This window comes from Bradyrhizobium sp. HKCCYLRH1030, assembly GCF_051168395.1.
Lineage (GTDB): Bacteria > Pseudomonadota > Alphaproteobacteria > Rhizobiales > Xanthobacteraceae > Bradyrhizobium.
This window is the reverse complement of the sequence record NZ_JBNPUY010000003.1, coordinates 473250-495582: the sequence shown is the minus strand read 5'-3', so window position 1 is coordinate 495582 and position 22333 is coordinate 473250. Positions and strand designations below refer to the sequence as shown.

Genomic DNA, 22333 nt, shown 5'->3' with positions numbered 1-22333 from the left:
GCGCAAGACCCTTCGATGGCCCCCAGCCCCACTTGCTGAGTGCTTTCGAAGCCAGCTGACACGCTTTCGAAACGACCAGGGTTCCCGTGCGGCAGATCATTCCAGACGATTGGAAGAAGCGGATCAACAATTTCCGCCTGGATCTCGACGCCCGCTTCGATTCGGCGCTGTTCTCCTCCCTGCGCGGCACCCGCGAGCTGTATGAGCGCTATTCGGCGTTCATGGACCGCTTCTATGTCGGCGGCTGGAAGCGCTGGGTGTTCGTCGAGCCGTTCTCGGAGGCGGCCACGATCGGGCTCGGCGGGCTGGTGCTGATGCTGGCGCTCGCGATCCCCGCCTTCCGGGAAACTGCCGATGAGGACTGGCTGAAGAAGTCCGACCTCGCCGTGACCTTCCTCGACCGCTACGGCAACCCGATCGGCAGCCGCGGCATCAAGCACAACGATTCGATTCCGCTGGAGGACTTCCCGGACAATCTGATCAAGGCGACGCTCGCCACCGAGGACCGCCGCTTCTACGACCATTTCGGCATCGACATTGCCGGCACGGCGCGCGCCCTCGTCACCAACGCCCAGGCCGGCGGCGTCCGCCAGGGCGGCTCCTCGATCAGCCAGCAGCTCGCCAAGAACCTGTTCCTGTCCAACGAGCGCACCATCGAGCGCAAGGTCAACGAGGCGTTCCTGGCGATCTGGCTGGAAACCCGGCTGACCAAGAACGAGATCCTCAAGCTCTATCTCGACCGCGCCTATATGGGCGGCGGCACCTTCGGCGTCGACGGCGCGGCACACTTCTATTTCAACAAGTCGGTGCGCGACATCAACCTCGCCGAAGCCGCGATGCTGGCCGGGCTGTTCAAGGCGCCGACCAAGTTCGCCCCCCACATCAACCTGCCGGCCGCCCGCGCCCGCGCCAACGTCGTGCTCGACAATCTGGTCGATGCCGGGTTCATGACCGAAGGCCAGGTGTTCGGCGCCCGCCGCAACCCGGCCTTCGCGGTCGACCGCCGCGACGAAAGCTCGCCGAACTACTTCCTCGACTACGCCTTCGACGAGATGCGCAAGCTGGTCGACACGTTCCCGAAGTCCTACACCGAGCGCGTCTTCGTGGTGCGGACCTCGATCGACATGACCGTGCAGCATGCGGCCGACGAGGCGATCGAGAACCAGTTGCGCCAGTTCGGCCGCGACTATCACGCGACCCAGGCGGCAACTGTCGTCTCCGACCTCGACGGCGGCATCCGCGCCATGGTCGGCGGCCGCGACTATGGTGCCAGCCAGTTCAACCGCGCAGTCGACGCCTACCGGCAGCCGGGATCGTCGTTCAAGCCTTACGTCTACACCACCGCACTGCTGAACGGCTTCAAGCCGACCTCGATCGTGGTCGACGGCCCGGTCTGCATCGGCAACTGGTGCCCGCAGAATTATGGCCATTCCTATTCCGGCTCGGTGACGCTGACCCAGGCGATCACCCGCTCGATCAACGTTGTCCCGGTCAAACTGTCGATCGCGCTCGGCGGCAAGGAGGGTCCGAAGGCCGGCCGCGCCAAGATCATCGAGGTCGCGCGGCGCTTCGGCCTCAAGGCGCCGCTGCCCGACACCCCGTCGATGCCGATCGGCTCCGACGAGGTCACGGTGCTGGAGCACGCGGTCGCCTATGCGACCTTCCCGAACAAGGGCAAGGCGGTGACGCCGCATTCCGTACTGGAGGTCCGCACCGGCGCCGGCGATCTGGTCTGGCGCTGGGACCGTGACGGGCCGAAGCCGAAGCAGGCGATCCCGGCCTCGGTTGCTGCCGACATGGCGGGCATGATGAGCCACGTGGTCAGCGAAGGCACCGCACGCCGCGCCGCACTCGACGGCATTCCGACCGCCGGCAAGACCGGCACCACCAACGCCTATCGGGACGCCTGGTTCGTCGGCTACACCGGCAACTTCACCTGCGCGGTCTGGTACGGCAATGACGACTATTCGCCGACCAACCGTATGACCGGCGGCTCGCTGCCGGCGCAGACGTGGCACGACATCATGGTCGCCGCGCATCAGGGCGTCGAGGTCAAGGAGCTGCCCGGCGTCGGCATGGGCGAAAAGCTGCCGCAGTCGGCGTCCGCCGCGATGGCACAGGCCGGCCAGCCGAAGACGCTGGAGATCAAGCCCGGTCCGCCGCCGATCCTGACCCGCCGCGGCGCCGAGGTGCTGGTTCAGGTCGAGAAGATGCTGGACGATGCGGCGCGCCTCGCCGAGAAGGCCGCGCCTGCCGATCCGCGCAAGCCCGGCAAGCCGGTCTCATCGAGCGCGCTGGCCTTCCCTGAGAACTACGCCGCGGCAACGGCCGACGGCGTCACCACCCCTGCCCTGCGCAAGAACTGACGTCAGCGATCCCCGTGCGGCTGCTCTTCATCACCTTGGTTACGCTCCTGATCGCCACCGGCGTCGGCATCGGCGCGACGTGGATGACGACGACCCGCGGCACCGAGTTTGGTACGCTGACGATCGGCGCCTGGACGGCGCGTCCGAAAACAGGCACGGCCGATGTCGACCCCTATGCGCGCGCGACCATCACCCGCAATGGCGAATTGCCGATCGGCACCGGCGACGGCGTGGCCTTCACCGCCACCACGGACGACAAGAGGAAGCCGCTCGACGGGCGCTGCGACATCCTGGTCAGCGGCGTCACGCCACCCGCCCGGTTCTGGACGCTCACGCTCTACGACCGCAAGGGCCACCTCGTCGCCAACACGCTGCAGCGCTACGGCTTCACCAGCCAGGAGCTGGTACGAGGTGCCGATGGCTCCTTCGAGATTCGTGTCGCCGCGCGCTCGCGCTCCGGCAACTGGCTGCCGACCGGCGGCATCGAGCGCTACGCGCTGATGCTGCGGCTCTACGACACGCCGGTCGGCGTCGCGACCCGCACGCAGCGCGACGCGCCGATGCCGTCGATCACGACAGTAGGTTGCCCATCATGATCCGGCTGCTGTTCACGGTCGTGGTCGGCGTGCTGCTCGGCGGCGTGGTCCATCTCGTCAGCGTGCTGGCGCTGCCGCGGATCTCGACCCAGGACGCCTACTCCCGGCTGACGCCGATGACCAAGCTGAACGCCGTGACGCAGTTGCCATTGGCCGATCCCGGCAATTCACCGATGCCGTTCATGGATCCGGCGTTCGCCATGGCGATCTGCCGCTACGATCTGTCCGACGGACCGCTCAAGCTCACGGTTCCGGTGAGCCAGGCCTATACGTCGGTGTCGTTCTACACGCGCAACGAGATCGCCTACTACGCCATCAACGACCGCTCCGCCGGCAAGCGCGTGATCGAGCTCAACCTGATGACCGAGGCGCAGCACGAAGACCTGCCCGAGGACGAGGAGATCACGGCCGCCGACCGGCTGATCATCGATTCGCCGACGACGACCGGGTTGATCGTGCTGAAGGCCCTGGCTGCCGAGCCCGGTCTCATGCCGCAGGCGCAGGCCTCCCTTGCAGCGGCAAGCTGCGGCGTACAGACCGAGGCACCGGCCAAGGCCGAGAAGCCGCGCGGCAAGCGATAAGCCAATACGACGTCCTGGATGAATTCGACAACACTCTCTTCATCCTTGGTGGCATAGTCGTTGTCGCGCGCCGCTGCTATGATGGATCAGGACGGCGGCGCTTCGCTCAACATCAGGTCATGCCTCTCGAAATCGAACGGAAGTTTCTCGTCAAGTCCGATGCTTGGCGGGATCAGGCGACGCACAGTGAACGCCTTCGCGACGGCCTCGTCGCACGTCAGGACGGCCTCAAGGTCCGCGTTCGCTGCTATGGCAACCGGACGACGCTGTGCGTGAAGAGCGGCCGCCGCGGCCTGACCCGAGATGAATTCGAGTACGATATTCCCGCGGACCACGCCGCGATGCTGTTCGCGCATTGCGACGGACGCATCCTCGAGAAGACGCGTCACTATGTGCCGGCCGAAAGCGGCGTCTGGGAAGTCGACGTCTACCACGACGCGCTCGAAGGCGTCGTCATCGCCGAGATCGAGCTGCCGACCGAAACGACCGTCGTGACCCTTCCCGACTGGGTCGGCGACGAGGTCACCGGCGATCCGCGCTACAGCAAGGCCAACATGCTGACGGAGCGCTCGCGGGCGGCGAAAGTCCCGGAGCTGCGGCGCGCGCGCCTTGCAGGGCTGTGATGCACGCACGGGCCGTTGCGGCTTGACCCCTGTCAAATCACCCGTCGAGGGCACACCTTAAACAGCGCGGACTTGGCGGTCTGAACGATCGCGCATGGAGTTTGCACGATGAGTTCATCGCAGGTGATGTCACAGGCGCTGCGCGCCAAGATCATGTCGGCCGACGAGGCGGCCGCGCTGGTCGAGCCCGGCAACCATGTCGGCATGAGCGGCTTCACCGGGTCGGGCTACCCGAAGGCGGTGCCGCTCGCGCTGGCGCGCCGGATCGAAGCCGCGCATGCGCGCGGCGAGCCGTTTCGCGTCGGCGTGTGGACCGGGGCGAGCACCGCGCCCGAGCTCGACGGCGCGCTCGCCCGGGCTGATGGCATCGACCTGCGCCTGCCCTATCAGTCCGATCCGGCGACACGACAGCGTATCAACGCCGGCAGCATCGACTATATCGATCTGCATCTCAGCCATGTCGCACAGTTCGTGTGGTTCGGTTTTCTCGGCCATCTCGACGTCGCCGTGATCGAATGCGCCGGCATCCTGCCCGACGGGCGGCTGATCCCATCGACCTCGATCGGCAACAACAAGACTTGGCTCGATCTGGCGGACCGCGTCATCATCGAGGTCAATTCGTGGATGAACCCGGCGCTGCTCGGCATGCACGACGTCTATTACGGCACCCGCCTGCCACCGCATCGCAAGCCGATCCCGATCGTGGCGCCCGGCGACCGCATCGGCGAGACCACCTATCGCTGCAATCCGGACAAGGTCATCGCGGTCGTCGAGACCCACGCGCCCGACCGCAACACGAGCTTCGCCGCCCCCGACGACGTCTCCGGCGCGATCGCCGGGCACATCCTGGAGTTCTTCGCGCACGAGGTGAAGCAGGGCCGCCTGCCGCGCAATCTGCTGCCGCTGCAATCGGGCGTCGGCAACGTCGCGAACGCCGTGATGGCCGGGCTCGACGACGGGCCGTTCCCGCATCTCACCGCCTACACCGAGGTGCTGCAGGACGGCATGCTGAACCTGATCCGCTCGGGGCGGATGGATCTCGCCTCCGCGACGGCATTGTCGCTGAGCTCGGAAGCTGCGATCGAATTCAATCGCGAGATCGAGTTCCTGCGCGACCGCATCGTGCTGCGGCCGCAGGAGATCTCCAACCACCCCGAGGTGATCCGCCGGCTCGGCGTCATCGCCATGAACGGCATGATCGAAGCCGACATCTACGGCAACGTCAACTCGACCCACGTGCGCGGCAGCAGCATCATGAACGGCATCGGCGGCTCCGGGGACTTCGCCCGCAACGCCTATCTGTCGATCTTCATGACGCCCTCGACGGCGAAGAATGGGACGATCTCCTGCATCGTGCCGATGGTCACCCATGTCGACCACACCGAGCACGACGTGCAGGTTCTGGTGACCGAGCGCGGCCTCGCCGATCTGCGCGGCCTGTCGCCCAAACAGCGCGCCCGCACCATCATCGATCAGGCGGCGCATCCAAAATTCCGGCCGGCGCTGGCGGATTATTTCGAACGCGCCTGCCGCGATTCGACTGGCAAGCACACGCCGCATCTGCTCGAGGAGGCGTTCCGCCTGCTCAGGCCGGAATGAGCGCTGCGGCCCGATCACCGCAGCGGCACGTGTCGTAGGCGACGGGATCGTGGCTGTTCACGATCGTGACCCGGTCGCCATGGTCGCATTTCAAGCGCCGCAGCCGCTCCTGGTTGGCGATCCGCATCGTGCGATCCTGATCGCCCTTGCGCTGGAACAGCCCGAGCAGCAGCGGCATCCGTGGCCGCGGATCGAGCTGGCCGTGGAAGAAATAGGCATCGCCGGCGTGCAGCAGCCATTTGTCGCCGCGTCGCACGGCGACGCCACAATGGCCGCGGGTATGGCCCGGCAGAGGAACGATCAGGATGTCGCCGCTGCGATCCACGGCAGCGCGGACACCGCGAAAGCCGAACCAGTCCTCGCCGTCGTCGCCGTAGAACTGCCAGTCGGGACGATGCCGCCATTGGCCGGCGACATAGCGACCGCGCGGCGGCGCCGGAGACCCCTCGACGGCCATCGCATGCTCCCCGCGATGAACGTGCACCTTGGCCCTCGGGAAATCGCCGATGCCGCCGGCGTGGTCCCGGTCGAGATGCGTGAGCAGGATGTGCCTGACGTCGTCGGGCGAGAAGCCCAATGCCTTTACCTGCTGCAGCGCCGTCTCCGACGCATCGAGAAGCGGCGCGGCCTGCCTCACCCAGCGTGCCCCCAATCGTGCGGGCGCGGCGATGTCACCGGTGCCGATGCCGGTGTCGACGAGGACCAGGCCGTCATCGCTTTCGATCAGCAGGCAGTGGCAGACGAGGCGGGCGCGCGCGAACAGGCCGCCGCTGCCGCTCACCAGCCGACCGCCGCGTGGGCACATCGTGCCGGTGTTGAGGTGGTGGACGCGCATCGATCTTCTCCTTCATTGCCGATATCGGGCGCATCCTTGCGTGCCGGTCAGAGATAAGTAAAATATTTATCAGTGATACGCATCATAGGCTGCTCCTATGGATATCCGCGAGCTCCGCTATTTCTCCGCCGTGTTCGAGGAACGCAGCCTGACCAGGGCAGCGGCGCGCTGCTTCGTCTCGCAGCCATCGATTTCGCTGGCGATCGCCAACCTCGAGGCCGAGCTCGGCACCGAGCTGTTCCTCCGCCACCGCAAGGGTGTCGTGCCGCTGGAGGCGGCCGAGCGCCTGCAGCCGATCGCGCGCCGGATCGTCGGCGAAGCCGATGCCGCCCGCAACCTGTTCCGGCACGGCGCGCCGAAGCAGGCGCTCAAGCTCGGGCTCATGCGCACCCTCGACGGCCGGCGCGTGACCGCGCTGCTCAAGCCGCTGACGGCGCGCGAGGATCTCAGGCTTCACATCGTCGGTCCGACCGAGCGGGCCGACGGACGCATCGTCTCAAAAAGCCTGGTCGGCGACGGCGAGCATTTCCTGCCGCTGTGGAGCGAGCGCTATGTCGCGGCTTTGCCGCTTGCGCATCCGCTCACGCTGAAGCCGCGCCTGCGCGCGGCCGACCTCGCCGACGTCGCCATGATCGACCGCTGCCATTGCGAGCACAGCGCGCTGGCGCGACGCAGCGGCGGGCCGCGCGAGATCGCCGCCATCGCCGAAACCGAGGATTGGGCCCTGGCGCTGGTCGCCGCCGGCGTCGGCGTCGCGATCGTTCCCGAGGGCGTCGTGCACGGCCGAAGCGACGTTGCGGTCCGCGAGATCGAGATGACGTTGAAGCGCCAGGTCGGACTCGCCTACTCCGCCGCGCGTGCTCCATCCGAGGCGCTGAAGATCTTGATCGCGACGCTGCGCGCGGCAGCGCCGCAGAAGCTCCGTGCGACAGCAGGGCGGCAAAAGGGAGCACCGGCCAAGCCAGGCCGGCGCCGGAGCAAGGTCGCGCCGGGCTAGCCCCGCGTCGTCAGCGGCCGTTCGATCAGGGGCCGCGCGGCGACCGGCGGATTGGCGGTCTGAGCCGCCAGTTCGTGGATCAGGCGATCGGCCTCGGCGGCCATGCCGTCGGGCGCCTGCAGCACCAGGCGCTCCAAGGCCCAGCGGTAGGACGAGACGCGCTGCTCCAGGCTGATCTGCACCCATTGCACGATCAGCGAGTTCTCCTGCATGCGCGCGACCGCATCGGCTTGCTCGCGCGGCGAGAGCTCGGTCATGTATTTCATGCTGGCATCGCGCTTGCGATCGAGATCGATGACGCGGATGGCCGACGCGAAGAACGGCTCGAAGCGGGTGATGTCGTCGCGCACGTCGTCGATCAGCTGGGTGTAGCGCGAGGCGTGCGAGCGGTGCGGCTCGTCGATCAAGGCCCGCCCATAGGCTGTGCGGTCGAACACGACCTTCTGGCGCCACGGCGAGGCCGACGGCTGATAGTCGCCGAACACGCTCTTCCAGGCAGGGCGCGAATGCGGTGGCTCGATCAGCGGATAAGCGAGATCGCGCAGCTGGCGCTCATTGTCGGTCAGTTGGAACTGCGACGGCCTGACGCCGACGCTGGCGGTGGCTTCCGCCCCGATCCATTTGTGCATGTCGTCATTGCGCATGTCGGCGCGGGTGCGGCCGAAATCGCCGCCGCTGCAGGCGCCGAGCAGTCCGCCGACGAGAACGAGTGCGAACACCGGCGGCGCGCGCCGGACCGGATTCACGATGGCCGGCATTCCCGTTTCCCCCGACCTGTCAGCGGCGACGGCGACGGCGGCTTGGTGCTGTGCCCTCGCGGGGCCCGCTATCGTCGGTCGTGGTCTCGCGCTCGATCCGAACGACGGGAAGAATCAGGATCGTTCCCATGCCCTCCTGCGGCGCGCCGGTCACGGCAGGCCGCGCGCGACGCGCAACGTCTGCCGGGAATTCAATGATGGTCGCCATGTCCACTCTCTTTCGTGCCCGAAGTTCTTACCCCCTGAAAACTCCCCGTCGCCCGAACTTCGCAGGCAAGAGGGCACGCAGAACTGACGATCACGAATGCCGGCGCATGAAGCTGCACGTTGGCATTCGGCGCGGCGAAGATCAGGCTGGCCGCGTGACGCGGCCAAGGCGAGATCATCGAACGGATCGATTAAGATCAGGACGTGGTTAAGAGGATATTAATGCGCGGGCCGCCCGACACGGATCGCGTGCACCGGCGGGAGAGAAGGCAAGCCAGCGTTGCGCCTTTGTCTCACCGGGTCATTTCGGCCCATCTTCACCGATTGTTTTCCTTAACGCCGTATTAAAACAACTCCGCTCTAATCGGCGCAACGATTGCCGAAGTTGCGTACCCCGACATGACAAGATCATCGCTGTTCCCCGGCTTCGACGGGTTGCTCACGCTCTCGCGCCGCGAGGGCGTCGACATCAAGCCCACTCTGCTGCGCGTGCTGACCGACCTCTATGTCCAGGCGAGCGCGCATTCCGCCGACGAGGAGCGGCAGTTCGTCGAATTGGCCTCCCGTCTGGTCGACGACGTCGACGATGCGACCCGTGCGGCGGTGCGTGCGCGGCTGGCGATCTATCCGGCGACGCCGATCGAGATCCTGAACAAGCTGGGCTTGCGCCCGGCGCAGAGCGAGCCGACGCCGCCGCTCGCCGGCCCCATTCCCGCATCGCTTCGTTCGTCGCCTCCGATCCCGCCGCGCGACGACGCGGCGTCCGGATTGTCGATGCAGCCGAAGGATGCCGCCGAGCTCAGCGAGATGTTCATGCGCGCCGCCTCGCACGAACGCATCGCCATCCTGCAGAACCTCGCCACCACGCCGCTGAGGCCCGCCGCGCCGACGCCGTTGCACCGCGCGGTGCATGCGATCGAGGCGCTGGAGATGGCCGCGTTCAACGCCGACGTCGAGACGTTCACGATCGAGCTCGGCGAGAGCCTGATCCTGCCCTCACGCATGACCCACGAGGTTGTCAACGATCCCCATGGCGAGCCGCTGGCCTGCGCCGCAAAGGCGCTCGGCATGCCGGCGCCGGTGTTCGAGCGCGTACTGCTGTTCCTCAAGCCCGAGATGGGCCAGTCCGTCCAGACCGTGTTTCGGCTGTCACGCTTCTACGAGCGGCTCAGCGAGCGCGCGGCGCTGATCATGCTAGCGGCCTGGCGCGGCTCCGGGATGGCCGCGATCAGGGCCAAGCATCGCACGGCGCTCTATGACGACGAACGTCAGCACGTCCGTGGCAGCACGGCGCGGGCCGGCACCGCGACGAGGCCGATCGTGCGCACGGGAACCGATGGCTTCAAGCGCTGACGCGCGATCGCGGTCCCGAATCTTAGCGATGATCAGGGACGCTCGCGCACGAGATCGAGAAAATGACGGCCCTGCCTGTCCTCGGTCTCGATGATCCAGGCGTCGGGATCGAAGCGCAGCTCCTTGACGAGCCGCTCCTCGATCTGCGCTTCCGCGACCGGCTGCGGCGATATCGGTACGAAGAAGCGGTCGATCGGCTGGCTGTCGTCATAGACGGTCTGCGGGGCGGGAACATAGAGCTGGGCCGTGCCATCCATCATCGCGACCTTGACGAAGACCGCGCCGGCTTCCTCCGCGCCACGGTGGCGGATCGCGCTGAACGCGCCGGCCGACTGGCAACGCCGCAGATAGGCGCTCACCCAGATGCTGCTCTTCAATCGCATGATGGTTCGATGCAGGTGCAAGCGCGCTGCAAGTCGCAGCCGCCCCTGCTCTATTCGATCGGGTGACCGATGACAATCGCAAGCTCGCGCACCAGGCGGTCCGACACCTGGCCCGTTACCGGCAGCTTGCGCTCGCGCTCGAACTTCTGGATCGCGGCCAGGGTGTCGGAGCCGACCATCCCCGTCGGCTTCAACTGGCCATAGCCGTATTCGGTCAGCGCACGCTGGACCGCGGCGACACGACGGACATTGCCGCCCTGCTGCGTCGGCTGCGGACGCGGCACGTTGCCCTGACCGCCGCTGACCGAGCGGACGAGATCGGCCAGAGGATCGGCATATTTCTGATCCGGACGCGGCTCGGTGGCGCGCTGCTCGACCGCCCTCTGCTCCGCCGCCCTGGTTTCGGCGGGCCGCGTCTCGATCACCTTCGGATCCAACGGCGAGATGTCCATCGGCCGGGGCCGCGGCAGCGGATTGGAGCTCGTCAGATGGGGCGGAATGGTCACAATCGACCCGAACATCGGCGCCGGATGCGGTCCCGATTGCAGGAACAAGGCATTGACGATGATGGCGCTGCCAGCCGCGCAGGCCAGCAGGCCCGCAAACAGATCCTTCGGACTGTACAGCATGGCCCGCAGCAGCCAGCCGCGCCCCTCCGCCACGTCGACGACGGCCGCAGCGGCGCGCTTGCGACGGCGCGGCGGCGCCGGATCATCCTCTGCAGCTCGTCTAGGCACTCTTCTTCACCTGCATGACCTGCCCTGGCTGGGCGGAGCGCGAGGGTGACAGCGGCGTGACGGTGGCGCCCGCAGCGGCCTCGGCCACGAAGTTGATCGGCAGCGCGATCGTGACCGTGGTCCCCTCGTCGATCTTGCTTTCTATCGACATTTCGCCGCCGTGCAAGGTCACGAGGCTCTTGACGATCGAGAGCCCGAGGCCGGTTCCCTCGTGACGGCGCTGGTAGGTCTTGCCGGCCTGGAAGAACGGATCGCCGATGCGCTTGAGATCATCGGCGGCGATGCCGACGCCGGTGTCGGTGATTCGCAGCAGCAGGCGCGCGCCGTCGACGCCCGCCGAGACTGTGACATGGCCGCCGCGCTCGGTGAACTTGATGGCATTGGAGACGAGGTTGAGCACGATCTGCTTGAAGGCGCGCGGATCACCGGTGACCATCGGCAGGTCCTGCGGCACGTCGGCCGACAGATCGACACCGTTCTCGCGCGCCCGCAGCGCCAGCAGGTTGCAGCAATTGATAAGCGCCACTCGCGGCGCAAACGGCTCCGGCGTCAGCTCGAAATTGCCGGACTCCATCTTCGACATGTCGAGGATGCCGTTCACGACCGACAGCAGATGCTGGCCGGAATCATTGATGAGCTGCGCATATTCGCGGCGCCGCGCCGCGTTCAGCACCAGCACCTGCTCCTGCATCAGCATCTCGGAGAAGCCGATGATGGCGTTCAAGGGCGTGCGCAGCTCGTGGCTCATGGTGGCGAGGAATCGCGTCTTCGCGGCGTCGGCGCGCTCGGCGGCGCTGCGCGCCAATTCGAGCGCCTGCTCCTGCAGCTTGCGATCGGTGACGTCGCGCATGACCGCGACCACCTCCTGCTCCGACCCGCCCGGCGCCACGCCGATGCGGTCGAGCGGGCGGCAACGCATTTCGACCCAGATGAAATCGACCGGATGATGAAAGGCGCGGCCCTCGCCCGGCGCATCGCGGCGCAGGCGGAACTCGACACTCGAGGCTTCGCTGCCGCCCGCCGCTTCCGACAGCGCCGTGAGATAGGCCGGCCGGTCGGCGACATGGACCCGTTCGAACAGGCCGTGGCCGTGCAGCTGCGCGACCGGCGCGCCGAGCAGCGTCTCGGCCGCCGGCGAGATGAACATGACCGCGCCGTTGCGGCGGTGACGGGAGATCACGTCGCTCATATTGCGCGCGAGCAGGCGATAGCGCTCCTCCTCCATCGACAGCAGCGTCACGCTGGTGCGCGCGAGCGTGTCGGCGGCAAACGCGAGCACGGCCGCATAGAGCGTGGCTGAGGCGACGCCGAACGCGAGCAGCCCGGTGCGCAAGGCGGGGTTGGTCTCGGGCTTCGGCAGCCAGCCGAAATGACCGATGAGGATCAGCAGCAGCGCGCAGCACAGTGCGAGCCCCGCGGAGAACACGACGACGCGGCGCGAGGCCGAGAACGAGGCTTCCAGGGGGACGACGATCAGCCACACCGCGGCAAAGGATTCGATGCCGCCGGTCTCGATCGACACCGCCATGATCAGCGCCGACAGTGCCAGCGACGACAGCGCGCAGGCGCTCTCGTAGCGGCCGGTGCGCGACAGATACCAGGACAGCAGAATGGGCGCGATCAGCCAGGACAGCGCGCCGACCTCGAGCGCGCTCGGCGCACCGCGCATCGCGAGAAAGGCAGGAAACACGGCGAAGGCGGCGAGGCTGCCCAGCAGGCGCGGCGCGATGAAGGCGCGATGGCGCGCGCGCGTCATCGCATCAGTTCGAGCCGATGGATGCAATAACGCATCGAGACAATCGCGGATGATACTCAACACACTCACGGCTCTCGCGCCTCGGCCTGTCGGTGGTTCTCACAAAGAGAACGCGCCGGGACGCCCCCTGTCGTCGGAAGTCACCGTGTCAGACTCGCATTAAGCGAACGCTAAGGGCCAGACTGCGGTGAGCCCGCCATTCGGCCGGGATGGTGAATGCATCGTTTCCGGCCGGGCCTGCGGTTGCGAAAGCGGCGCGATCTACAGCCGGTTGCACGGCGCGTGCGCCCGGCGCCAATGAAAAATTTACTCCGAAAAAAATCCAGCGCCCGACTTCGCGAAATCTCAACCAATTAAGCCCAATGCAAGCAGTCGCGACATAGAACAATCAGCTGCGATCCCGTTGCGCGACTTGAGCACGCGAGATCAGCAGCACGGTCGGGGTTGCGTGATGTTCTTTCTGCTTCGGATGGCATTCTGGCTCGGACTCGTGCTGGTGCTGCTGCCGCGCGAGAAGAGCCCGGACGCCGACAAGCTGCCGCAGATCAATGCGCACGAAGCCGTGCAGGCCGCGACCGCGGCCGTCTCCGACATGAGCCAGTTCTGCAAGCGCCAGCCGCAGGCCTGCGAGGTCGGCGGCCAGGCCGCGACCGTAATCGGCCACCGCGCCCAGGAAGGCGCGCGCAAGATCTACCAGATCATCACCGACAAGTCCGACGCCGCGGAGAAGCCGGCCGGCGCCGACAAGTTCATCGGCCCGGTGAAGCCGGCCAGTCTCGACAAGCGCGGCAACGATCACACCGGCTCGATCGACGCCCCCGTGCTCGAGGAGATTCCGCCGGGTGACGCGCCGGCCGATACGCTCTCGGCCGACGATCTCGCCGCCGAATGGCATCTGCCGCCGACGCCCTGAAGCGACGGAACCGACTGTCGCTTTCGTCCTCCCGAACGCCTATATGAAGGCCGACATCGGGACCGAAGAGCATCATGACGATCGACGACATCCGCGACAATTTCGCCCTGCTGGACGACTGGGACGACCGCTACCGCTACGTGATCGAGCTCGGCCGCACCCTGGCGCCGATGCCAGAGGACGAGCACTCCGCCGCGAACAAGGTGCAGGGCTGCGCCAGCCAGGTCTGGCTGTCGAAGCACGTCGATCACAGCGGCGCCGTGCCCGTGCTGAACTATCTCGGCGACAGCGACGCCCACATCGTTCGTGGTCTGATCGCAATTCTGCTGACGCTGTATTCCGGGCGGACTCCGCAGGAGATCATGACCATCGATGCGCCCGCGGTGTTCGACGAACTCGGGTTCCGCGAGCATCTGACGCCGCAGCGCTCCAACGGCCTGCGCTCGATGGTCGAGCGCATCCGCGCCGACGCTCGCGAGGCGCTCGCCACGGCGTCCTGATCGGTTCGGCTACTTCTCCCGCTCGGGCCGCTGCTGGCCCAGGCCCATCTTCTTGGCGAGCTGCGAGCGGGTGACCGCGTAGTTCGGTGCCACCATCGGATAGTCCGGCGGCAGGTTCCATTTGTCGCGATATTGTTCCGGCGTCATGTTGTACTGCGTGCGCAGATGTCGCCGCAGCGACTTGAAGCGCTTGCCGTCCTCGAGACAGACCAGATAGTCCGGGTGAATCGATTTCTTCACCGGGACCGCTGGCCGCGCCGGCTCCGGCGCGGGCTCGCTTCGTCCCGCTGCGACCCGCGTCAGCGCCGCATGCACCTGGCTGATCAGAGAGGGAATCTCCGCCGCCGGTGTCGGGTTGTTGCTGAGATAGGCCGACACGATGTCGGCCGTCAGATCGATAAAGCTCTTGCCGACCGCTTCGGTCATCGAACCCTCATCCCGCTCCGCCCTGCGACCGTCGATCGCAAAGTATCCCTCGATCGCAAGTATCACTCGCGCCGAGTGGCAGCGTTGTCTCGCGATTCTGCAAGCAATATGGGCAAATGACTGGCAAAATAACAAGATAGTGAGGACTTCTTCTTGAGAAGTCTGTCACCCGCCAAGTACTGCGTACCGTACGCCAGCCGAATTCAACCTGACCGTGTGATCCGGCCGCGTCAGGTCCGGCCTTCGAGATGGGTGCGCAGCTCGTCGATCGACGCAAAGCGCATCATCCCTTCGGGCATCTGCGCCTCGATCGAGCCGTCGGAATAGAGCGAATAGGCCATCCCATCCACCACACCCGACTTGACGATGCTGACGGCCGGCGCGTCCAGGTCCTTCGGCTCAGGCAGCGGCGGGGTTGGCTCGGGTTCGACGAAGGCCGGCGCGGCCCGCGCCAAGCGCCGCGGGAACGGCGGGCGCAGAGGCTCCGGCGTCCGCTCCGGTCGAGACCAGCCGTCCGACGGGCCCGACTCGGTCGCGGCAGGCTCGTCCAGCGGCATGGGCGGCGGTGCGCCGAGGGGCGGTGACCGGAAATCCGTCGGCAACGGCTCGGCGCCGCGCTTCTCCGCGCGCTCCCGTTCCCGCCGCGACGACGACGCAAACAGCAGGTTGCGCTTGGGCCGCTCGGCGGGTTCGGCTGGCGGCTCGTCCGGCGCCGGCAAGGGCTCGGAGGCGCGCAGCGAGCCTGACAAAGGAGACGAGGACAGAGGCGACGACGACAACCCCGAGGACAGGGGAGACGACAGGTCCGGCATGCGGGGACGCGGACGTGGCGAGCCCCCCTCGCGCCAGACGTCCTCCGTCGGCGGCACCGGGGCGGTCTCAAAGTCGGTCTTGCTGGCGCCGAGCGGGAGCTGCAGAGGCTTGGCCTCGGACTCGGCGCCCGGACCCGACCTCAGCCGGCTCGAAATCACCTTCAGCTCGCTGAGGACGGCCGCCAGTCCGAACAGGATCAGCCCGCTGCAGACGCCAAGGGTCCCCGACAGGATCAGCGTATTGCCGACGCTGAACTCCTTGACCGGAATTCCCCAGGCGATCGCCCCGAGCCCGGCCAACACGGCGAGGGCTCCGGCGGCCAACATTGCACTCATCATCGAACTCATCCCCTAATGCGCCGGTTCCGGACGGTGTCCCGACCGAAATCACATTAGATAGCTGCGGTTGCGCGCGTCCTTGAATCCGGTTTCTAGTCCAAATCCGCGACAATTTGCAGCGGAAGTTCGGCCAATCCTGCTGAAGTTCTCGTCCGCCGTGCAGCCATCGTCATGATGTCGCCACAATATACATCGGCCAACCCTCGGCATTCATTGAGGTTCCTCCCGGGCTCTTCCGGCCCCTGTGGTTCAGCGGGCGTTCATTTGACTGTGCCAATATGGCGCTCAGCAGCCGAAATTCGGGTCCCCGCTGCGCTGCGAGAAGCATACCTTCCCATAATTCCGACACCTCGGAAGCCGGGACGCGCTATACGGAGGCGGGGAACACAGGCCTGAAACGCGGAAGCGGGGTCGCCAGGGGACGCCGGGTCACACTCAGCCATGACAACGATAACCACTTCGGTTCTTGAGACCCCGACGCGGCGGTCCCTCGAGCGGACGTATGACGATCTTGCACTGTTCGTGCTTGCCGCGGTCGCGGTGGTGGCCGGACTGACCTTCCGGGATTACGGCCTCGGCTGGGACGATTACACCCATGCCGAATATGCCGATCTGTTGCTGCGCATGTACGGCTCCGGTTTCAGGGACCAGGCGGCGCTGTCGTTCGCCAACCTGTATATGTACGGTGGCGGCTTCGACATGGTTGCAGCCCTGCTGCACAAGATCCTGCCGCTGGAATTGTTCGAGACGCGCCGGCTGGTCGGGGCCGTCGTCGGGCTGATCGGCCTTGGCGTGACCTGGCGCCTGGCGCGTCGCATCGGCGGTCCGGTGGCCGGCCTCGCCGCGCTGCTGCTGCTGGCGCTGTGCCCGATCTTCTACGGCCACATGTTCATGAACCCGAAGGACGCCCCCTTCGCGGTCGCCATGGTGGTGCTGCTGATGGGTCTCGTGCGCCTTGCCGAGGAGTACCCCTACCCCTCGCCGCGCACCATCCTGATCCTCGGCCTCGGCTCCGGCTTTTCGATCGGCTCCCGCATCCTGGGCGGCATGGCTGTCGTCTATGCGATGGTCGGCTTCATGCCGCTGTTCTTGGAGGAGTACCGCACGCAAGGGCCGCGCGAGACGATCCGCCGCTTCGCCCACGTGCTCTATGTGCTGATCCCCGGCCTGATCCTGGGCTACCTGATCATGGGGCTGATCTGGCCCTGGTCGATCATCGAACCGGCCAACCCGTTCCGGGCCCTGACCTATTTCTCGCACTTCTTCGAGAAGCCGTGGAAGGAGATGTTCGACGGGGCGCTGGTCTCGGTGCCGGACATGCCCTGGTCGTATTTGCCGACGCTGTTCGCGCTGCAACTGCCCGAACTGATGATCGCGCTGTTCGTCGCCGGCGTCGTGGCCTCGATCATGTCGCTGTCGCGGCCCGACGTGCCGGCGCGCCGGAAGAGCATCCTGCTGATGCTGACGCTGGCGGCGACGCTGCCGATCCTGATCGCGATCGTCAAACGCCCGGCGCTCTACAACGGCATCCGCCACTTCGTGTTCGTGATCCCGCCGATGGCGCTGCTCGGCGGCATCGCCTTCTCCTGGCTGCTGTCGTGGCTCAACGCCGACGAACGCCGCAGCTGGCAGCCGGTGGCAATCGCCGCGTTCTGCTTCGGCCTGCTGCTGCCGCTGGCGGAGATGATCCGGCTGCATCCCTATCAGTACACCCACTTCAACTTCATCGCCGGCACCGTGCGCGAGGCCGACACCCGATTCATGCTCGACTATTGGGGGCTGGCGCTGAAGCAGGCCTCCGACGGGCTGAAGGAGCAGCTCGACGAGCGCCAGGAGGTGCCGCCGATCGGGCACAAATGGAAGGTCGCGGTCTGCGGCCCGCAGCGGCCGGCCCAGGTCGCGCTCGGCCCCGATTTCACCATCGGCTGGGACAGCCACGCGGCCGACTTCGCCATGACGCTCGGCGAGTTCTACTGCAAGGGACTGACTGCCCCTGTCATGGTCGAGATCAAGCGCGACGACGTCGTGTTCGCCCGGGTCTACGACATCCGCGGCCGCAGCATCTCCAGCCTGCTGTCGATCCCGGCGCCGTGAGCGGCCTGCTCAGCCGCGCGACATGACTGCTCCCCCTGCCCCGCGCCTTGTCGCGCGGCGGCGGGCCGCCTAGGCTCGGGTCAGCCCTGGAAATCGGAGAATGCCATGTCGCCCGCCGAAGCGCGCCTCAAGGAAGTGCCGTCGAACATGACCGAGGCCGAATGGTCGCAGCGGGTCAATCTCGCCGCCGCCTACCGCCTGGTGGCGCTGTTCGGCTGGGACGACCTGGTGGACACTCATATCTCGGCCCGCGTGCCCGGCCCCGAGCATCACTTCCTGATCAACCCCTACGGCCTGCTGTTCGAGGAGATCACCGCCTCCAGCCTGATCAAGGTCGACCTCTACGGCAATCAGTTGTCCGAGAGCGAGTACAGCATCAATCCCGCCGGCTTCACCATCCATTCCGCGATCCATGAGGTCCGCGAGGATGCCGGCTGCGTGATCCATCTGCACACGCTCGACGGCGTCGCGGTGTCGAGCTGCGCCGACGGCCTGCTGCCACTGAACCAGATTGCGCAATACGTGACCCACGACCTCGCCTATCACGACTACGAGGGCGTGGCGCTGGACCATGACGAGCGGCCGCGGCTGCAGCGCGACCTCGGCAGCAAGAACAACATGCTTTTGCGCAATCACGGCACCCTGACGGTCGGCCGCTCGGTCGCCTCCGCCTTCGAGCGCATGTATCACTTGGAGCGTGCCTGCTCGATCCAGGTCCGCACGCGCACGCTCGGTCCCTCGGCCTATCCCGTGCGCGACGAGGTCATCGACAAGAATGCGAAGCTGTTCGACAACGAGGATCGCGTCGAGCTGCGCTCCACCCAGCTGGTCTGGCCGCCGCTGCTGCGCCGGCTCGATCGCCTCAATCCGGGCTACCGGAATTGATTGTCGCCCGCTGATCGGTTAGTCTGAACCCATCACCCTCTACGCTTTTCGGAATGAAACGCCGCCCAATTCCGGGCGGCGTTTTTATTCGTGCGATGACGTGCCCCGTCAGCAGCATCCTGCCCGAGCCATGCCCTGCCGCTCGGACGGGCCGTGCAGTTGCTGCAATTCCTCGGCCAGCCGCCGCTCGACGAAGCGCCGCTCGTGCTCGGCAAGGCGGGTGGCGAGCAGCTTGCGATAGCGCCGCACATTGGCCTCGCGCGAGAACCGCAGGCGGGCGGCGGGCCGCATCCTGCCGCTCGCGGCGCTCTCCATCGCGGCGCCATCGGCTTCGACATCGACGCGCGGAACGATGCGCATGGCTGCCCCGCCGCGTGGGCGCGGCGGCTGATCCTCGCGGTCGAGCTGACGCAGCGCGCCGAGCACGTCGGCCAGATAAAGCGGCCTGGCGATGCCCGGGATCTTGCGCAGGCCCGGCTGCGACTCGACAGCATACATGTCCGACGCCCAGGACGATAGGATCAGCCGCTTCTCGGCCAGTGACAGCTTGCGGTCATTCAGCAGGTCCGCCGGCGACTCGTAGTGCGAGACCGAATGGAATCCGGCACTGCCCGCGGTGATCGAAAAACGGTGCTCGCTCATGGCGTCTCTCCTCTTCCACTCCTTTCACCAGAGACAGATGCTGCAACGGCGCGGGCGACACGCCGCCCGCGCCGTAGCTCGAACAAGGCGTCAGGCCGCCTTCTGCTGCGCGATCTTCTCGACCGGCGCCGTGCCGATGGCGATGCGGCGCGGCTTCATCGCCTCGGGAATCTCGCGCACGAGCTCGATCCGCAGCAGGCCGTTGTCGAACGCCGCGTTGGTCACCTGCACATAGTCGGCGAGATTGAACTGCCGCTTGAACGGCCGCGACGAGATGCCCTGATAGAGGTATTCGCGGGTCTCCTTGTCGCCCTTGCGTCCTTCCACCGTGAGCACGTTGTGCTCGGCGGTGATGGACAGTTCGTCCGGAGCGAAGCCCGCCAGCGCCAGCGAAATCTGGTAGCGGTCGTCGCCGATCCGCTCGATGTTGTACGGGGGATAGTGGTCCTCGACCGCGCGCTGGGTCTCGTCGAGCAGGTCGAACAGACGGTCGAAGCCGATGGTCGAACGCCACAGCGGAGAGAAGTCGTAGGTCCTCATAGCCAAGTCCTCCTAGGAGCAAGATGGATACGAAGGAGCGCCGAGCCGATGCGGACTTCAAAGTCCCGGAGATGTCCGAGTACCAAGAGACTTCTGAGTACCAGACAACCGGTCAGCGCCCAGATTTCGACCGGGCCCTGATGGCACCCGGCGCCGCCGAAGCGGCAGCAGACGAATTAGAAAAGCCGGCATCCATTTCAAGAGGAACGGATCGATTTTTTTGTCGCAGCCTTTTTTTCGCAGCGCAACACCCGTCAGGCGGCCACGGCGGACAGCCGCTGCAGCCGCATCGTCGCCTCCCGGAGCACGCTGACCAGCCGGTCGCGCTCGCGCTGATCGATGTCGCCACGCGACAACACGGCCTGGCAGTGCGCCACCACGCGTTGCTCGCTCTCGATCAAAAACCGCGTCAAGCGACGGGGATCGCCCATGCTCATGACGGAGGTCGGGTTGGGCGGCGGATGATCGTATTGCCAGGCTGGCATGATCGGGCCTGCGAGCTCGCGCTGCTGATGAGACCGGGCGGCGCGACAGCGCTCAACCACACCTCCCGTCGACCGTCGGCCCGATCACAGCCGGCTCACTGAACGCAATTGTGGCCGGTTCTGGACGAACTGCGATCGTCAACCTGATTGATAGCTGCCCGTTGTGGCCGATCCACGACCGCACAGGGCAGCGATCAGTTGTTTGTAGATATTTCCTTCAGGCAGCCGGGGCTGGCTGCGGCCAGCCCCGGCTTCACCAGATCAGAAGTCCATCGACGGCGCGGCCGCGGCGGCGTCCGCCTTCTTCGGCTTGTCGGCCACCAGCGCCTCGGTGGTGATCAGCAGCGAGGCGACCGAGGCCGCATCCTGCAGCGCGGTACGGACCACCTTGGCGGGGTCGATCACGCCGGCCTGCACCAGATCCTGGTACTCGCCGGTCGCGGCGTTGAAGCCCCAGCCATAGGCATCCTTTTCCAGGAGCTTGCCGACCACCAGCGAGCCGTCCTCGCCGGCGTTCTGCACGATCTGCCGCACCGGCACCTGGATGGCGCGCCGGACGATGTCGACGCCGGCCTTCTGGTCGGCGTTAACAGTCTTGACGCCGTCGAGCACCTTGGTGGCGCGCAGCAGCGCGACGCCGCCGCCGGGCAGGATGCCCTCCTCCACCGCGGCGCGGGTGGCGTGCAGCGCATCGTCGACGCGGTCCTTGCGCTCCTTGACCTCGACCTCGGTGGCGCCGCCGACCCGGATCACCGCGACGCCGCCGGCGAGCTTGGCGAGCCGCTCCTGCAGCTTCTCGCGGTCGTAGTCGGAGGTGGTCTCCTCGATCTGCAGCCTGATCTGCTGGGTGCGCGCCTCGATGTCCTTCCTGGCGCCGGCGCCGTCGACGATCGTGGTGTTCTCCTTGTCGACCACGACCTTCTTGGCGCGGCCGAGCATCGACAAGGTGACGTTCTCCAGCTTGATGCCGAGATCCTCGGAGATGGTCGTGCCGCCGGTGAGGATCGCGATGTCCTCCAGCATGGCCTTGCGGCGATCGCCGAAGCCCGGCGCCTTGACGGCGGCGATCTTCAGGCCGCCGCGCAGCTTGTTGACGACCAGGGTGGCCAGCGCCTCGCCTTCGACATCCTCGGCGACGATCAGCAGCGGCTTGCCGGACTGCACCACGGCTTCGAGCAGCGGCAGCATGGTCTGCAGACCCGACAGTTTCTTCTCGTGGATCAGGATGTAGGGATCCTCGAGCTCGACCCGCATCTTCTCGGAATTGGTGACGAAGTACGGCGAGACGTAGCCGCGGTCGAACTGCATGCCTTCGACCACCTCGAGCTCGGTGTCGAGGCTCTTGGCCTCCTCGACCGTGATCACGCCGTCATTGCCGACCTTCTGCATGGCCTCGGCGAGGAAGCGGCCGATCTCGTTGTCGCCATTGGCCGAGATGGTGCCGACCTGCGCGATCTCGTCATTGCTGGTGATCTTCTTGGCGTGCGACTTGAGATCCTTGACGATCGCGTCGACGGCGAGATCAATGCCGCGCTTCAGATCCATCGGGTTCATGCCGGCGGCGACCGACTTCGCGCCTTCCTTGACGATGGCCTGGGCGAGCACGGTGGCGGTGGTGGTGCCGTCGCCGGCGAGATCGGCGGTCTTCGAGGCCACCTCGCGCACCATCTGCGCGCCCATGTTCTCGAACTTGTCCTCCAGCTCGATCTCCTTGGCGACCGTCACGCCGTCCTTGGTGATGCGCGGCGCGCCGAACGATTTCTCGATCACGACGTTGCGGCCCTTGGGACCGAGCGTGACCTTCACGGCATTGGCGAGGATGTCGACGCCGCGCAGCATGCGATCGCGCGCGTCGGTCGAAAACTTCACGTCCTTGGCAGCCATGTTCGTCGTCTCCTTTCTCTCG

Annotated in this window: 23 protein-coding genes; 11 read left to right on the top strand and 12 right to left on the bottom strand. The window is 66.5% G+C overall.

Annotated elements, in window-relative coordinates; all coding sequences use genetic code 11:
• Window positions 1-86 precede the first annotated feature (86 nt).
• From ACQR1E_RS12495 to ACQR1E_RS12475, 5 genes are all read left to right on the top strand, one after another.
• Complete coding sequence (locus tag ACQR1E_RS12495) at window positions 87-2366, top strand: transglycosylase domain-containing protein (protein WP_315716129.1); 2280 nt, start codon at window positions 87-89, stop codon at window positions 2364-2366.
• Between the two features lie 14 nt (window positions 2367-2380).
• The gene (locus ACQR1E_RS12490; protein ID WP_315716128.1) at window positions 2381-2962 is read left to right on the top strand and encodes a DUF1214 domain-containing protein; all 582 of its coding nucleotides are present in this window, start codon (window positions 2381-2383) and stop codon (window positions 2960-2962) included.
• The gene (locus ACQR1E_RS12485) at window positions 2959-3543 is read left to right on the top strand and encodes a DUF1254 domain-containing protein (protein ID WP_315716127.1); all 585 of its coding nucleotides are present in this window, start codon (window positions 2959-2961) and stop codon (window positions 3541-3543) included. Before ACQR1E_RS12490 ends, ACQR1E_RS12485 begins: the two co-directional genes overlap by 4 nt.
• Window positions 3544-3662: 119 nt before the next feature.
• Window positions 3663-4166 carry a CYTH domain-containing protein gene (locus ACQR1E_RS12480; RefSeq protein ID WP_434845170.1) on the top strand — a complete coding sequence of 168 codons (504 nt, stop codon included), beginning with the start codon at window positions 3663-3665 and terminating at the stop codon, window positions 4164-4166.
• 108 nt (window positions 4167-4274) lie between these two features.
• Entirely contained in the window at window positions 4275-5765 is a 1491-nt protein-coding gene (locus tag ACQR1E_RS12475; RefSeq protein WP_316171144.1) for an acetyl-CoA hydrolase/transferase family protein, read from the top strand.
• Here ACQR1E_RS12475 and ACQR1E_RS12470 read toward each other — a convergent pair.
• The gene (locus ACQR1E_RS12470; protein ID WP_434897092.1) at window positions 5752-6600 is read right to left on the bottom strand and encodes an MBL fold metallo-hydrolase; all 849 of its coding nucleotides are present in this window, start codon (window positions 6598-6600) and stop codon (window positions 5752-5754) included. The two genes, ACQR1E_RS12475 and ACQR1E_RS12470, sit on opposite strands and share 14 nt — an antisense overlap.
• Before the next feature lie 97 nt (window positions 6601-6697).
• On the opposite strand from ACQR1E_RS12470, the gene ACQR1E_RS12465 reads away from it, so the two are divergent.
• Complete coding sequence (locus ACQR1E_RS12465) at window positions 6698-7597, top strand: LysR family transcriptional regulator (RefSeq protein ID WP_315828261.1); 900 nt, start codon at window positions 6698-6700, stop codon at window positions 7595-7597.
• On the opposite strand, the gene ACQR1E_RS12460 is transcribed toward ACQR1E_RS12465, so the two are convergent.
• Window positions 7594-8355, bottom strand: a complete 762-nt coding sequence (locus ACQR1E_RS12460; RefSeq protein WP_315768130.1) for a hypothetical protein — start codon at window positions 8353-8355, stop codon at window positions 7594-7596. The two genes, ACQR1E_RS12465 and ACQR1E_RS12460, sit on opposite strands and share 4 nt — an antisense overlap.
• Window positions 8356-8374: 19 nt before the next feature.
• Window positions 8375-8563 carry a hypothetical protein gene (locus ACQR1E_RS12455; protein WP_315716121.1) on the bottom strand — a complete coding sequence of 63 codons (189 nt, stop codon included), beginning with the start codon at window positions 8561-8563 and terminating at the stop codon, window positions 8375-8377.
• Window positions 8564-8961: 398 nt separating this feature from the next.
• Between ACQR1E_RS12455 and ACQR1E_RS12450 the strand changes: the two genes are divergently transcribed.
• A complete protein-coding gene (locus ACQR1E_RS12450) occupies window positions 8962-9915 on the top strand; it encodes a DUF2336 domain-containing protein (protein ID WP_434862492.1) in 954 nt (317 codons plus the stop codon).
• Between the two features lie 32 nt (window positions 9916-9947).
• On the opposite strand, the gene ACQR1E_RS12445 is transcribed toward ACQR1E_RS12450, so the two are convergent.
• Genes ACQR1E_RS12445 through ACQR1E_RS12435 form a run of 3 tightly spaced genes read right to left on the bottom strand, consistent with a single transcriptional unit; the run spans window position 9948 to window position 12791 of the window.
• Complete coding sequence (locus tag ACQR1E_RS12445) at window positions 9948-10298, bottom strand: DUF1491 family protein (protein WP_316194722.1); 351 nt, start codon at window positions 10296-10298, stop codon at window positions 9948-9950.
• A 50-nt stretch (window positions 10299-10348) separates the two neighbouring features.
• Window positions 10349-11035 (bottom strand): peptidoglycan-binding domain-containing protein, encoded by a 687-nt coding sequence (locus tag ACQR1E_RS12440; protein ID WP_315716118.1) that lies wholly within the window; start codon window positions 11033-11035, stop codon window positions 10349-10351.
• A complete protein-coding gene (locus tag ACQR1E_RS12435) occupies window positions 11028-12791 on the bottom strand; it encodes a PAS domain-containing sensor histidine kinase (RefSeq protein ID WP_315768132.1) in 1764 nt (587 codons plus the stop codon). The genes ACQR1E_RS12440 and ACQR1E_RS12435 overlap by 8 nt, the downstream gene beginning before the upstream one ends.
• 451 nt (window positions 12792-13242) lie before the next feature.
• On the opposite strand from ACQR1E_RS12435, the gene ACQR1E_RS12430 reads away from it, so the two are divergent.
• Both ACQR1E_RS12430 and ACQR1E_RS12425 read left to right on the top strand, forming a co-directional pair.
• Window positions 13243-13704, top strand: a complete 462-nt coding sequence (locus ACQR1E_RS12430) for a DUF5330 domain-containing protein (protein WP_315753074.1) — start codon at window positions 13243-13245, stop codon at window positions 13702-13704.
• Between the two features lie 74 nt (window positions 13705-13778).
• Complete coding sequence (locus ACQR1E_RS12425) at window positions 13779-14204, top strand: SufE family protein (protein ID WP_315753075.1); 426 nt, start codon at window positions 13779-13781, stop codon at window positions 14202-14204.
• A 9-nt stretch (window positions 14205-14213) separates the two neighbouring features.
• On the opposite strand, the gene ACQR1E_RS12420 is transcribed toward ACQR1E_RS12425, so the two are convergent.
• Both ACQR1E_RS12420 and ACQR1E_RS12415 read right to left on the bottom strand, forming a co-directional pair.
• Complete coding sequence (locus ACQR1E_RS12420; protein WP_315716114.1) at window positions 14214-14630, bottom strand: MucR family transcriptional regulator; 417 nt, start codon at window positions 14628-14630, stop codon at window positions 14214-14216.
• A gap of 230 nt (window positions 14631-14860) precedes the next feature.
• Entirely contained in the window at window positions 14861-15781 is a 921-nt protein-coding gene (locus ACQR1E_RS12415; protein WP_315716113.1) for a hypothetical protein, read from the bottom strand.
• 441 nt (window positions 15782-16222) lie between these two features.
• On the opposite strand from ACQR1E_RS12415, the gene ACQR1E_RS12410 reads away from it, so the two are divergent.
• On the top strand, window positions 16223-17875 hold the full coding sequence (locus tag ACQR1E_RS12410; protein ID WP_315716112.1) for a glycosyltransferase family 39 protein: 1653 nt from the start codon (window positions 16223-16225) through the stop codon (window positions 17873-17875).
• Window positions 17876-17980: 105 nt separating this feature from the next.
• A complete protein-coding gene (locus tag ACQR1E_RS12405) occupies window positions 17981-18760 on the top strand; it encodes a class II aldolase/adducin family protein (RefSeq protein WP_315768135.1) in 780 nt (259 codons plus the stop codon).
• A gap of 108 nt (window positions 18761-18868) precedes the next feature.
• On the opposite strand, the gene ACQR1E_RS12400 is transcribed toward ACQR1E_RS12405, so the two are convergent.
• From ACQR1E_RS12400 to groL, 4 genes are all read right to left on the bottom strand, one after another.
• Window positions 18869-19402 (bottom strand): hypothetical protein, encoded by a 534-nt coding sequence (locus ACQR1E_RS12400; RefSeq protein WP_316225736.1) that lies wholly within the window; start codon window positions 19400-19402, stop codon window positions 18869-18871.
• A 90-nt stretch (window positions 19403-19492) separates the two neighbouring features.
• On the bottom strand, window positions 19493-19942 hold the full coding sequence (locus ACQR1E_RS12395; protein ID WP_315716109.1) for an Hsp20 family protein: 450 nt from the start codon (window positions 19940-19942) through the stop codon (window positions 19493-19495).
• Window positions 19943-20196: 254 nt separating this feature from the next.
• Window positions 20197-20427 (bottom strand): hypothetical protein, encoded by a 231-nt coding sequence (locus ACQR1E_RS12390; RefSeq protein WP_315716108.1) that lies wholly within the window; start codon window positions 20425-20427, stop codon window positions 20197-20199.
• A 261-nt stretch (window positions 20428-20688) separates the two neighbouring features.
• Entirely contained in the window at window positions 20689-22311 is a 1623-nt protein-coding gene (groL, locus tag ACQR1E_RS12385; protein WP_434897091.1) for a chaperonin GroEL, read from the bottom strand.
• Window positions 22312-22333 lie beyond the last annotated feature (22 nt).

Excerpts from the sequence above, each read along its gene's own strand:
- ACQR1E_RS12485 (WP_315716127.1), top strand. The coding sequence starts at position 2,959 with ATGATCCGGCTGCTGTTCACGGTCGTGGTCGGCGTGCTGCTCGGCGGC.
- ACQR1E_RS12480 (WP_434845170.1), top strand. The coding sequence starts at position 3,663 with ATGCCTCTCGAAATCGAACGGAAGTTTCTCGTCAAGTCCGATGCTTGG.
- ACQR1E_RS12475 (WP_316171144.1), top strand. The coding sequence starts at position 4,275 with ATGAGTTCATCGCAGGTGATGTCACAGGCGCTGCGCGCCAAGATCATG.
- ACQR1E_RS12470 (WP_434897092.1), bottom strand. The coding sequence starts at position 6,600 with ATGCGCGTCCACCACCTCAACACCGGCACGATGTGCCCACGCGGCGGT.
- ACQR1E_RS12465 (WP_315828261.1), top strand. The coding sequence starts at position 6,698 with ATGGATATCCGCGAGCTCCGCTATTTCTCCGCCGTGTTCGAGGAACGC.
- ACQR1E_RS12460 (WP_315768130.1), bottom strand. The coding sequence starts at position 8,355 with ATGCCGGCCATCGTGAATCCGGTCCGGCGCGCGCCGCCGGTGTTCGCA.
- ACQR1E_RS12455 (WP_315716121.1), bottom strand. The coding sequence starts at position 8,563 with ATGGCGACCATCATTGAATTCCCGGCAGACGTTGCGCGTCGCGCGCGG.
- ACQR1E_RS12450 (WP_434862492.1), top strand. The coding sequence starts at position 8,962 with ATGACAAGATCATCGCTGTTCCCCGGCTTCGACGGGTTGCTCACGCTC.
- ACQR1E_RS12445 (WP_316194722.1), bottom strand. The coding sequence starts at position 10,298 with ATGCGATTGAAGAGCAGCATCTGGGTGAGCGCCTATCTGCGGCGTTGC.
- ACQR1E_RS12435 (WP_315768132.1), bottom strand. The coding sequence starts at position 12,791 with ATGACGCGCGCGCGCCATCGCGCCTTCATCGCGCCGCGCCTGCTGGGC.
- ACQR1E_RS12430 (WP_315753074.1), top strand. The coding sequence starts at position 13,243 with ATGTTCTTTCTGCTTCGGATGGCATTCTGGCTCGGACTCGTGCTGGTG.
- ACQR1E_RS12425 (WP_315753075.1), top strand. The coding sequence starts at position 13,779 with ATGACGATCGACGACATCCGCGACAATTTCGCCCTGCTGGACGACTGG.
- ACQR1E_RS12420 (WP_315716114.1), bottom strand. The coding sequence starts at position 14,630 with ATGACCGAAGCGGTCGGCAAGAGCTTTATCGATCTGACGGCCGACATC.
- ACQR1E_RS12415 (WP_315716113.1), bottom strand. The coding sequence starts at position 15,781 with ATGATGAGTGCAATGTTGGCCGCCGGAGCCCTCGCCGTGTTGGCCGGG.
- ACQR1E_RS12410 (WP_315716112.1), top strand. The coding sequence starts at position 16,223 with ATGACAACGATAACCACTTCGGTTCTTGAGACCCCGACGCGGCGGTCC.
- ACQR1E_RS12405 (WP_315768135.1), top strand. The coding sequence starts at position 17,981 with ATGTCGCCCGCCGAAGCGCGCCTCAAGGAAGTGCCGTCGAACATGACC.
- ACQR1E_RS12400 (WP_316225736.1), bottom strand. The coding sequence starts at position 19,402 with ATGAGCGAGCACCGTTTTTCGATCACCGCGGGCAGTGCCGGATTCCAT.
- ACQR1E_RS12395 (WP_315716109.1), bottom strand. The coding sequence starts at position 19,942 with ATGAGGACCTACGACTTCTCTCCGCTGTGGCGTTCGACCATCGGCTTC.
- ACQR1E_RS12390 (WP_315716108.1), bottom strand. The coding sequence starts at position 20,427 with ATGCCAGCCTGGCAATACGATCATCCGCCGCCCAACCCGACCTCCGTC.
- groL (WP_434897091.1), bottom strand. The coding sequence starts at position 22,311 with ATGGCTGCCAAGGACGTGAAGTTTTCGACCGACGCGCGCGATCGCATG.